Source organism: Geminicoccus flavidas, assembly GCF_009806515.1.
GTDB lineage: Bacteria > Pseudomonadota > Alphaproteobacteria > Geminicoccales > Geminicoccaceae > Geminicoccus > Geminicoccus flavidus.
Map to the genome: position 1 here is coordinate 1 of NZ_WUJP01000210.1, position 10,765 is coordinate 10,765.

Consider the following 10,765-nt stretch of genomic DNA (forward strand, 5'->3'; position numbering starts at 1 on the left):
GGGTGGCCCAGGCGATCGTCGCCAACAGCCGGCGTGTCCTGCTCGCCTGCGACGCGAGCAAGTTCGGGCGCAAGGCCCTGGTCCGCATGGGCCATCTCGACCAGGTCCAGGACCTGTTCACCGACCAAGCACCGCCCGAGCCCTGGCAGGCGGTGCTGGCGGCGGCGGACGTGCGGGTCCATGTCGCCGACGTGCCGGGCTGAAGTTCGTTTTCGCCCAGCGACTTTTCATTTGTGAACCCGCGGCAACCACGATACGCCTCAGAGCATCAGGGCGGCGAACAGCCGGGCACGACACGTTCCTCTTCATGGCGGCACCGGCATCGGCCGCTCGAGGAACTGTGGAGACGCGCGGGGCATGCAGGAAGAGTTCGACCTACTCGTGGTGGGCGGCGGCATCAACGGTACCGGAATCGCCCGTGACGCCGCGGGCCGCGGACTATCCGTGCTGCTCTGCGAGAAGGACGATCTCGCCGCGCATACCTCGTCCTGGTCTTCCAAGCTGATCCATGGCGGGCTGCGCTATCTCGAATATTACGAGTTCCGGCTGGTGCGCGAGGCGCTGCTGGAGCGCGAGGTGCTGCTGCGGGCGGCGCCGATGCTGGTGCGGCCGCTGCGCTTCGTGCTGCCGCACAGCCCGGAGCAGCGGCCGGCCTGGATGATCCGGCTGGGCCTGTTCCTCTACGACCATCTGGGCGGCCGCCAGATCCTGCTGGCCTCGGGCCGCGCACCGCTCGGCGACACGCCGGAAGGCCGCCCGCTCCAGGACTGGGTGAAGCAGGCCTTTTACTATTCGGATGCCCAGGTCGACGATAGCCGGCTGGTGGTCTTGAACGCGCTGGCGGCCCAGGCGCTGGGTGCGGAGATCCTGACCGGCACGCGCTGCCGCCACGCGGCGCGCGAGGGCCGGCGTTGGGTGGCGGAGCTGGAGGACCGGGCCAGCGGTGCGGTGCGCACGGTCCGGGCGCGGGGCCTGGTCAATGCCGCCGGCCCCTGGGTGTCAGACTTCCTCCAGCACGACCTGAAGCTCGACACCAAGAGCCGGGTGCGGCTGGTCAAGGGCTCGCACATCGTGACCCGGCGCCTCCATGACGGCCCGCACGCCTACATCCTGCAGAACGACGACAAGCGCATCGTGTTCGTGATCCCGTGGCTGGGCGAGTTCAGCCTGATCGGCACGACAGACATCCCCTATAACGGCCAGCCGCAGGACGTGCGGATCTCGCCCGAGGAGACCGCCTACCTGCTCCGGGTGGTCAACCGCCACTTCAAAAAGCCGATCGCCGAGAGCGACATCGTCTGGTCCTATGCCGGGGTCCGGCCGCTCTACGACGACGCCTCGGCCAACCCGTCCGCGGTGACCCGCGACTACACGTTCGACCTGAACGCGCCGGACGGCGCGGCACCCCTGCTCTCAATCTTCGGCGGCAAGATCACGACCTACCGCAAGCTGGCCGAGCACGCGGTGCAGAAGCTGGCACCGCTCCTGGGCGTGCACCGGATCGACTGGACCGCAGGCATGCCCCTGCCGGGCGGCGATCTGGCCGATCCCGACACGTTCACGGCCGAGCTGTGCCGTCGCCATGCCTGGCTGCCCGAGCGCCTGGCCAGGCGGCTGGTCGCGGCCTACGGCACGCGCGTCGCCCTGATCCTGGGCGATGCACAGCGCCTGGACGATCTCGGCCCCTGCTATGGCGCCGACCTGCACGAGGCGGAGGTCGGCTACCTGGTGGAGCAGGAATGGGCCCGCACGGCCGAGGACATTCTGTGGCGCCGCAGCAAGCTCGGCCTCCTCTTCAAGGACGAGGAGGTGCAGCGCCTGCGGGCGCGGCTGGAGAAACCGCACGCGGCATCGGCGGTGGACGCGGCATGAGCCTCCAGCTCCAGGGCATCGCCAGAACGGTCGGCGGCAGCATCCATCTTCATCCGGTGGATGCCCTGCTCGAGCCGGGGCTGCACGTGCTGCTGGGGCCGACCGGTGCCGGCAAGACCTCGCTGATGCGGCTGATGGCCGGGCTGGACGCTCCGAGTGCCGGCCGGATCCTCCAGGACGGGCAGGACGTGACCGGCGTGCCGGTGCGCCAACGCAGCGTCGCCTTCGTCTACCAGCAGTTCATCAACTACCCCTCGCTCAGCGTATTCGAGAACATCGCCTCGCCCTTGCGCCTCAAGGGCCAGGAGCGCGGCGCGATCGAGCGCCGGGTGCGCGAGGTCGCGAGCCTCCTCCATATCGACCACCTGCTGGACCGGCTGCCGGCGGAGCTGTCGGGCGGCCAGCAGCAGCGCACCGCGATCGCCCGTGCCCTGGCCAAGGACGCCCGCCTGCTGCTCCTGGACGAGCCCCTGGTCAATCTCGACTACAAGCTGCGCGAGGAGTTGCGCACCGAGCTGCGCGCCCTGTTCGAGCGGCGTGGTGCGGTGGTCATCTATTCCACCACCGAGCCGATCGAGGCGCTGACCATGGGCGGCTCGGTGCTGGTGATGCATGAGGGCCGGGTGCTCCAGGCGGGGCCGACCGCGCAGGTCTATCACCATCCGGCTTCCGAGGCGGTGGCGGAGGTGTTCAGCGACCCGCCGATGAATTTGGTGAACGTCGAGGTGACGGGCGGCACGGCCCGCTTCCCGCAGGGGCTGGAGCTGCCGCTCACCGGCCATCTGGGCATGCTCGAGGACGGTGCCTACCGCTTCGGCATCCGTGCCCTCCACCTGGCGCTCCGGCCCAAGCCCGGCCTCCCTTTCCTGCCCGCGCGGGTGGAACTGGCCGACATCTCCGGCTCGGAAACCTTCGTCCACGTCCATGCCGAGGGGCTGGACTGGGTGGTGCAGGAGGAAGGCGTGCACGAGCATGGGCTGGGCGAGCCAGTGACCGTCTATCTGGACCCGACCCGGCTCTATGCGTTCGGGCCGGATGGCCGGGTGCGGGCGGCACCGGCGCGCGGCCGGGGGGGCTGAGCTCATGGCCGAGATCACGCTGGCGGGCCTGGGCCACGCCTATCGTCTGGATCCCCGGCAGCCATCCGACTTCGCGCTGCAGCCGATGGACTTCGCCTTTGCCGACGGCGGCGCCTATGCCTTGCTGGGCCCATCCGGCTGCGGCAAGACCACGCTGCTCAACATCATGAGCGGCCTGCTCCGGCCGTCCCATGGCCGGGTCCGCTTCGACGAGCACGACGTGACCGCGAAGTCGCCGGGCGAGCGCAACATCGCCCAGGTGTTCCAGTTCCCGGTCGTCTACGACACGATGAGCGTGTTCGACAATCTGGCCTTCCCCTTGCGCAACCGTGGCGTGGCCGAGCCGGAAGTGCGTCAGAAGGTCGAGGAGGTCGCGGCCATGCTGGAGCTGGGCCCGGACCTGCGCCGGCCAGCCCGGCGGCTGGGGGCCGATGCCAAGCAGAAGATCTCGCTGGGCCGCGGCCTGGTCCGCGCGGATGTGGCGGCCATCCTGTTCGACGAGCCGCTGACCGTGATCGACCCGCACCTGAAATGGCTGCTCCGGCGCAAGCTGAAGCAGGTCCACGAGCGCTACCGGCGCACGCTGGTCTATGTCACCCACGACCAGAACGAGGCGCTGACCTTCGCCGAGAAGATCGTGGTGATGCATGCTGGGCGGGTGATGCAGGTCGGTACGCCCCAGGAACTGTTCGAGCGGCCGGAGCACCGCTTCGTCGGCTGGTTCATCGGCTCGCCCGGCATGAACTTCGTGCCGCTGGAGCGCGACGGCCACGGGCTGCGCATCCCCGGCACCGACCATGTGTTGCCGGACGGGCTGGTGGGGCCGGGCGCGGGCCGGATCGAGCTGGGCATCCGCCCGGAGCATCTGCGGATCACCGCCGGCCCGAGTGCCGACGGCGTCCCGGTCGCGGTCGAGCGGGTCGAGGATCTCGGCAACTACGCACTGGTGACCGCCAAGCTAGGCAGCGCCACGGTGATGGCCAAGCTGTCCGAGGATGCGCCGGTCATGCCGGGCCAGGCCTTCCTGCGCCTGCCGCCGGCCTGGACCAGACTCTATCTGGACGATCGCCTGATCCACTAGAACGAGCACGACGGGGAGGCTGGCCATGGACAAGATCGAGAACAACAAGGCCTGGTTCCTGGTCCTGCCGGTGTTCGTGATCGTCGCGATCTCGGCGATCATCCCGCTGATGACCGTGGTCAACTACGCCTTCCAGGACATCTTCAGCCCGCAGGACCGCTACTGGGTCGGCACGGAGTGGTTCGAGAGCGTCCTCGCCGACGACGACCTCCATGGCGCGCTGATCCGCCAGTTCGTGTTCAGCTTCGTGATCCTCCTGATCGAGATCCCGCTGGGCATAGCATTGGCGCTGGCCATGCCGGCGCGCGGCTGGCGGGCGTCCCTGGCGCTGGTGCTGATGGCGCTGCCCCTGCTGATCCCGTGGAACGTGGTGGGCACGATCTGGCAGGTGTTCGCGCGGGCCGATATCGGGCTGGGCGGCTGGCTCGTGAATGCGCTGGGCATCCCCTACAACTACACCTCCGACCCGGTTGCCGCCTGGCTCACTATCGTGGTGATGGATGTCTGGCACTGGACGCCCTTGGTCGTGCTGCTCTGCTATGCCGGCCTGCGCGCCATTCCGGATGCCTACTACCAGGCGGCTGCGATCGACGGGGCCACACCCTGGAAGGTGTTCCGCCATATCGAGCTGCCCAAGATGCGCGGCGTGCTGCTGATCGCGGTGCTGCTGCGCTTCATGGACAGCTTCATGATCTATACCGAGCCGTTCGTCGTCACCGGCGGCGGGCCCGGCAACGCCACGACGTTCCTGTCGATCCATCTCACCAAGATCGCGATCGGCCAGATGGATCTGGGCCCGGCCGCGGCGATCTCGATCATCTACTTCCTGATCATCCTGACGCTCAGCTTCGTGTTCTACAACGTCATGACCCGGATGGGCACGGGAGAGCGGGCATGAAGGGCAGGAGCATCGCACTCGTCGTCTATTTCGTGTTCCTGCTGCTGCCGATCTACTGGCTCGTGAACATGTCGCTGAAGACCAACCAGGAGATCCTGAGCGGTCTGACCCTGTTCCCGCGCGAGCCGACGCTGGCGAACTTCCACACGATCCTGACCGATCCGTCCTGGTACATGGGCTATGTCAACTCGCTGATCTACGTGGTGATGAACACGGTGATCAGCCTGAGCGTGGCCCTGCCCGCAGCTTACGCCTTCTCGCGCTTCCGCTTCATCGGCGACAAGCACGTGTTCTTCTGGCTCTTGACCAACCGGATGGCGCCACCGGCGGTGTTCCTGCTGCCGTTCTTCCAGCTTTACCAGGCACTTGGCCTGTTCGACACGCATATCGCGGTGGCGCTGGCGCACTGCCTGTTCAACGTGCCGCTGGCGGTCTGGATCCTGGAAGGCTTCATGTCGGGCGTGCCCAAGGAGATCGACGAGACCGCCTATGTCGACGGCTACTCCTTCCCGCATTTCTTCGTGCGGATCTTCCTGCCGCTGATCAAGGCGGGCATCGGCGTCACGGCATTCTTCTGCTTTATGTTCTCCTGGGTGGAACTGCTGCTGGCGCGCACGCTCACCGCGACGAATGCCAAGCCGATCGCGTCCACCATGACCCGCACCGTCTCGGCCGCCGGCATGGACTGGGGCCTGCTGGCGGCAGCGGGCGTGCTCACCATAGTGCCGGGCGCGCTCGTGATCTGGTTCGTGCGCAACTACATGGCCAAGGGCTTCGCCCTGGGCCGGGTCTAGAGGAGGCGGCCGTGGAGGCACTCGCGACCCTGATCCGCTCGATGGCCTGGACGATGCCGGTGGGGCTGTTCTTCGCCGGCGTGGCGCTCCTGCTCCTGGTCATGACCGGGCTGCAGTTCGCCTATCCCACGATTGAGCGCAAAGGCTTCCTGCCGATGACCACCACCCGCGGCGACCGGGTGTTCATCGGACTGCTGGGCGCTGCTTGGATCCACCTCGCCTGGCTCGCTCTGGTGGCCGCACCCTTGTGGTGGGCGTCGATCCTGGCAGTGTTGTGGTTCGCCCTCGTGCTGCGCTTCGGCTGACAGCACCGGGCCACGTCCGCCGGGACCAGTTCCCGGACCGGCGGCGGGTGGTCGACGGGAACGACAAGGAAGAGACAGGGAGGTCTCTCATGACGAAATGGCATCTGGGGCGGCGGCGCTTCCTTTCCGGCACCGCCATGGCCGGCGCGGCGCTGGCGATGCCCGGGATCATCCGGGCGAACGCGGCCGACGCCACGATCAACAAGTGGATCGACGAGTTCCAGCCCTCCACGCTGACCCGCGACCAGCAGATCGAGGAGCTGACCTGGTTCCAGAAGGCGGCGGAGCCGTTCAAGGGCCAGTCCTTCAAGATCGTATCGGAGACGATCGACACCCACGTCTACGAAGCGCAGACGATGGCCAAGGCGTTTTCCGAGATCACGGGCATGAACATGACCCATGATCTGATCCAGGAAGGTGACGTGATCGAGAAGCTGCAGACCCAGATGCAGTCCGATCAGAACATCTACGACGCCTATATCAACGACTCCGACCTGATCGGCACCCATTTCCGCTACCAAAAGGTCGTGCCGCTGTCTGACTGGATGGAGGGCGAGGGCAAGGACGTCACGCTCGCCACGCTGGATATCGACGACTTCATGGGCAAGTCGTTCACCACGGCACCGGACGGCAAGCTCTACCAGCTCCCCGACCAGCAGTTCGCGAACCTCTACTGGTTCCGCTACGACTGGTTCAACGACCCGCAGATGAAGGAGGAGTTCCAGAAGCTCAAGGGCTACGAGCTGGGCGTGCCGGTCAACTGGTCGGCCTACCAGGACATCGCCGACTTCTTCACCAACCATGTGAAGGAAGTGAACGGCCAGCGCATCTACGGCCACATGGACTATGGCAAGAAGGACCCGTCGCTGGGCTGGCGCTTCACCGATGCCTGGCTGTCCATGGCCGGCATGTCCGATGTCGGCATCCCCAACGGCCTGCCGGTCGACGAGTGGGGCATCCGCATGGAAGGCTGCCGCCCGGTGGGATCCTCGGTGAGCCGCGGCGGCGGCACCAACGGCCCGGCCGCCGTCTACGCCACCCAGAAATATATCGACTGGCTGAAGGCCTACGCCCCGCCAGAAGCCCAGGGCATGACCTTCTCCGAGGCGGGCCCGGTGCCGAGCCAGGGGGCGATCGCCCAGCAGATCTTCTGGTACACGGCATTCACCGCGGCATCCGCCAAGGAAGGCCTGCCGGTGATGAACGCCGACGGCACGCCCAAGTGGCGCATGGCGCCCTCGCCGCACGGCGCCTACTGGAAGGACGGCATGAAGCTCGGCTACCAGGACTGCGGCAGCTGGACGCTCATGACCTCGACCCCGGTCGACCGGCGCAAGGCCGCCTGGCTCTATGCCCAGTTCACCGTGGCCAAGAGCACGTCCCTGAAGAAGGCCCATGTCGGGCTCACCCCGATCCGCGACAGCGACATCCGCCACGAGAGCTTCACCGAGCGGGCGCCCAAGCTCGGCGGCCTGGTCGAGTTCTATCGCAGCCCGGCGCGGGTCGCCTGGTCGCCCACCGGCAACAACGTGCCGGATTACCCGAAGCTCGCCCAGCTCTGGTGGGCGAACGTCGCCGAGGCGGTGGGCGGCGAGAAGACCGCACAGGAGGCGATGGACAATCTCGCCAAGCAGCAGGACGACGTGCTGCGCCGTCTGGAGCGTGCCGGCATCGGCGGCGACTGCGCGCCTAAGCTCAATCCGGAGGTGGACCCGGAGGAGTGGTACACCAAGGCCGACGCGACGGGCGGCGAGCCCAAGCGCAAGCTGGAGAACGAGGAGCCTCAAGGCGTTACCGTGAACTATGACCTGCTCCTGCAGGCCTGGAAGGACAACAAGGTGATGCCCGACAACATCAAGGGCTGATCCAGACGCAACCCGGAGCCAGGCGCTCGGAGGAGTGCCTGGCTCCGGGTCTCCCATTTTCCGGGAGATAAAACTAACCGTTTGTAATCTGGAGTTGACAAGCCGGCCCGGCACTCGACCAATCTGCGGCAGCATTGGACAGTTGGGCGACGATGATCATATCCGCCGAACCAGGGCCAGAACTGTCTGCCGATTGGCAGCATGACGAGTCGTCCGCCCATGCTCCGGCACGCTTTTTGGCCATTGTCGAGCCGATGCCGGGGGCACTGGACCTGGCGGAGCGCGTCCTCGCCCATCGGCCGGATCGGTCCGGCATCGCCTGGCTGCTGGTGGTGCCCCCGCCTGCCGGCGAACCAAGCGGCACGGGTCTGCCGGGCGAGGCCGGGACTGCCGCGCAGACGATCCTGGCGGACCGGATCACGCGCCTTGCCGATCCCGCCCGGATCACCCGGGACGGCGGCCACTGGCGGCATCTGCCGCCGGGCCGGCCGCTCTCCAGGTCAGGGCTGGCGCTAGGGCCGGCGGACCGGATCGCCCACCTCCTGCTGGGCCAGGGCAACAGTCAGGGCGGCAGCGCGCTGGCCGAGGCCGTCCTTGCCGCCGGCGGCCTGTGCGCACGTGGCGACGGCACATCGGTCGAACTGGCCGGGCCGGACGGGCTGCGTCTGAGCATGCCGACCACCAGGCTGCCGGGCTGGCTCGCCGATTTCTGGACCGCCCGGCTGGGCAGCCGCCAGGGGCTGGCGGAGCCTGCCACTTCCTGGACCGGCGAACTGCTGGCGCGGCTAACCGCCGGCACCGCCGCCTGCCTGATCGATCCGCAGGACCGGATCCTGCCGCTCTACGGCACCCATCCTCTGCTGGTCCAGGTGCCGGGCCCGGAATGCCTGCTGGGCGGGCTGCCGCCGGCGATGCAGCCGCCGGTCGGCGAAACCCTCCAGGCCACCCGGGCGGGTTCCACGCCCCAGCGGCTGCTCCATTTGCCGTTCGACGTGGCACCCGGCCTGACCTGCCTGGTCGATCTCTTGTTCCTCCCGCTGGAATCGCCCGAGCAGGGCCCGCCTCACGTCCTGGTGCTGGCCGGTCCGACCCGGCCGCTGCAGGGGCCGATCCAGACTGGCCCGATCCCGGTCGATCTCGCCGCGGACCGCACCTCGGTGCTGGCCAGCCAGCTCAGCGCCTCGCGCCTGCACCTGAAGGCCGCGGTGGAGCGGCTGGAGCTCGGCAACGAGCGCCTCCAGGCCGCCTTCGACGATCTGAAGCACGCCCATGGCGAGCTGGAGGCCTATGCGTCCGACCTGAAGGCGCTGACCGAGGAACTCGTGCGGGTGGACGGCGCCCATCGCCAGAAGATCGCGGAGCTGGAGCAGCTCACCGGCGACATCACGAGCCTGCTGGATTCGATCGATGTCGGGGTGGTGTTCGTCGATCGCGACCTGCGCGTCCGGCGCTGCGCGCCGATCGCCGGGCGCATGCTGCGGCTCGACGGCCCCGCGGAGGGGCGCCCGTTCGACGAGGTGATGGCCGGCCTCGGCAGTAGCGAGCTGGGGCCCTTGATCCTGCGCACCCTGGAGACCGGCGAGCCCGCCGAGATCGAGATTCCGTCCTGGGAGACTAGCCGCTACCTCGTCCGTGTGCTCGCCCACAAGACGGCGCGGGCCGAGATCACCGGTGCGGTCGTCACCCTGATCGACGTGACCGCCTATCGCGCGGCGGAAGCCGGGCGCGCCGCCTCGGAGGAGCGCTGGCGCCGGCTGATCGACACCGCGCCGGACGCGATCCTGATGCACGAGGACGGGGTCGTGGCGCTGGCCAACCAGTCAGCACTGCGCATCCTGGCGGCGCGCTCCGCCAACGACCTGGTCGGGCGTAAGCTCATGGAGCTGATCACGCCCGAGGGCGGCCCGTCGCTCGAGCAGCAGCTCGCCCGCGCCGAGGACGAGGAGATCGTCACCGACCCGGCCGCCACGGCCATCATCACGCTGGATGGCCGCCGCGTGGAGGTGGAGATCACCACCTCGGCCCTGCGCGAGGGCGGCCGCCAGGCCTTCCAGACCGTGCTGCGCGACGTGACCGACCGGCGGCGCGCCGAAGCCGAGATCAAGCGCCTGGTCCATCACGACGGCCTGACCGGGCTGCCCAACCGCACCCTGCTGCTGGACCGGCTGGAAGCGGCCATGGCCAGGGCGGCCCGGGACGGCAAGCACGGCGCCCTGATGCTGCTCGACCTCGACCAGTTCAAGGACGTGAACGACACGCTGGGCCACCCGGCGGGCGACCGGCTCCTGCAGATCGTGGCCGATCGGCTGCGCCGGACCCTACGCAGCACCGACACGCTGGCGCGCCTGGGCGGCGACGAGTTCGCGATCGTGCAGACGGACCTCTCTAGCCGCAACGGTGCCAACGGGGCGGCGGTCCTGGCGCAGAAGGCCCTGGACGCGATCGCCCAGGCGATCACCATCGACGACCACGACCTGTTCATCACTTCGTCCCTGGGCGTCACCCTGTTCCCGGTGGATGCGAGCAGCCCCGACCAGCTCATCAAGAACGCCGACCTGGCGCTCTACCGAGCCAAGGCCGAGGGCGGCCACCGCTTCCAGTTCTTCCTGGAGCAGATGAACGCGGAGGTCCTGCAGAAGAAGTCGCTGGAGCGCGAGCTGCGCCGCGCTATCGAGCGCTCCGAGCTCTCGCTCGTGTTCCAGCCGCAGTTCTCGATCGGCGGCGGCCGGCCGGTGGGTGCCGAGGCGCTGGTGCGCTGGCAGCACCCGGAGCGCGGCCCGATCCCGCCCAAGGCCTTCATCCCGGTGGCCGAATCCACCGGCCTGATCCGGCCGCTCGGCCGCTGGGTGCTGGAGGAGGCCTGCCGGGCGA

Annotated in this window: 8 protein-coding genes and 1 pseudogene; all 9 read left to right on the forward strand. The window is 68.4% G+C overall.

Features of this window, described 5'->3' with window-relative positions:
* A pseudogene (locus EQG76_RS05610) lies at positions 1-203 on the forward strand (DeoR family transcriptional regulator); the annotation flags it as partial.
* Positions 204-357: 154 nt separating this feature from the next.
* A complete protein-coding gene (glpD, locus tag EQG76_RS05615) occupies positions 358-1,872 on the forward strand; it encodes a glycerol-3-phosphate dehydrogenase (RefSeq protein ID WP_159711362.1) in 1,515 nt (504 codons plus the stop codon).
* Positions 1,869-2,951 (forward strand): ABC transporter ATP-binding protein, encoded by a 1,083-nt coding sequence (locus tag EQG76_RS05620; RefSeq protein WP_159711364.1) that lies wholly within the window; start codon positions 1,869-1,871, stop codon positions 2,949-2,951. Before glpD ends, EQG76_RS05620 begins: the two co-directional genes overlap by 4 nt.
* Before the next feature lie 4 nt (positions 2,952-2,955).
* Positions 2,956-4,032 carry an ABC transporter ATP-binding protein gene (locus tag EQG76_RS05625; protein ID WP_159711366.1) on the forward strand — a complete coding sequence of 359 codons (1,077 nt, stop codon included), beginning with the start codon at positions 2,956-2,958 and terminating at the stop codon, positions 4,030-4,032.
* A gap of 25 nt (positions 4,033-4,057) precedes the next feature.
* Positions 4,058-4,930, forward strand: coding sequence for a carbohydrate ABC transporter permease (locus EQG76_RS05630; RefSeq protein ID WP_159711368.1), 873 nt, complete (start codon positions 4,058-4,060; stop codon positions 4,928-4,930).
* Positions 4,927-5,724, forward strand: a complete 798-nt coding sequence (locus tag EQG76_RS05635; RefSeq protein ID WP_159711370.1) for a carbohydrate ABC transporter permease — start codon at positions 4,927-4,929, stop codon at positions 5,722-5,724. Before EQG76_RS05630 ends, EQG76_RS05635 begins: the two co-directional genes overlap by 4 nt.
* Before the next feature lie 11 nt (positions 5,725-5,735).
* The gene (locus tag EQG76_RS05640; RefSeq protein ID WP_235031220.1) at positions 5,736-6,029 is read left to right on the forward strand and encodes a DUF2160 domain-containing protein; all 294 of its coding nucleotides are present in this window, start codon (positions 5,736-5,738) and stop codon (positions 6,027-6,029) included.
* An 89-nt stretch (positions 6,030-6,118) separates the two neighbouring features.
* Positions 6,119-7,894 carry a carbohydrate ABC transporter substrate-binding protein gene (locus EQG76_RS05645; protein ID WP_159711372.1) on the forward strand — a complete coding sequence of 592 codons (1,776 nt, stop codon included), beginning with the start codon at positions 6,119-6,121 and terminating at the stop codon, positions 7,892-7,894.
* A gap of 254 nt (positions 7,895-8,148) precedes the next feature.
* Positions 8,149-10,765: diguanylate cyclase domain-containing protein (locus EQG76_RS05650; protein ID WP_159711374.1), on the forward strand; the 2,617-nt coding region annotated here is incomplete at its 3' end.

What these genes read in the sequence shown, in the direction of transcription:
- glpD (WP_159711362.1), top strand. Translation starts at nt 358, where the DNA reads ATGCAGGAAGAGTTCGACCTACTCGTGGTGGGCGGCGGCATCAACGGT.
- EQG76_RS05620 (WP_159711364.1), top strand. Translation starts at nt 1,869, where the DNA reads ATGAGCCTCCAGCTCCAGGGCATCGCCAGAACGGTCGGCGGCAGCATC.
- EQG76_RS05625 (WP_159711366.1), top strand. Translation starts at nt 2,956, where the DNA reads ATGGCCGAGATCACGCTGGCGGGCCTGGGCCACGCCTATCGTCTGGAT.
- EQG76_RS05630 (WP_159711368.1), top strand. Translation starts at nt 4,058, where the DNA reads ATGGACAAGATCGAGAACAACAAGGCCTGGTTCCTGGTCCTGCCGGTG.
- EQG76_RS05635 (WP_159711370.1), top strand. Translation starts at nt 4,927, where the DNA reads ATGAAGGGCAGGAGCATCGCACTCGTCGTCTATTTCGTGTTCCTGCTG.
- EQG76_RS05645 (WP_159711372.1), top strand. Translation starts at nt 6,119, where the DNA reads ATGACGAAATGGCATCTGGGGCGGCGGCGCTTCCTTTCCGGCACCGCC.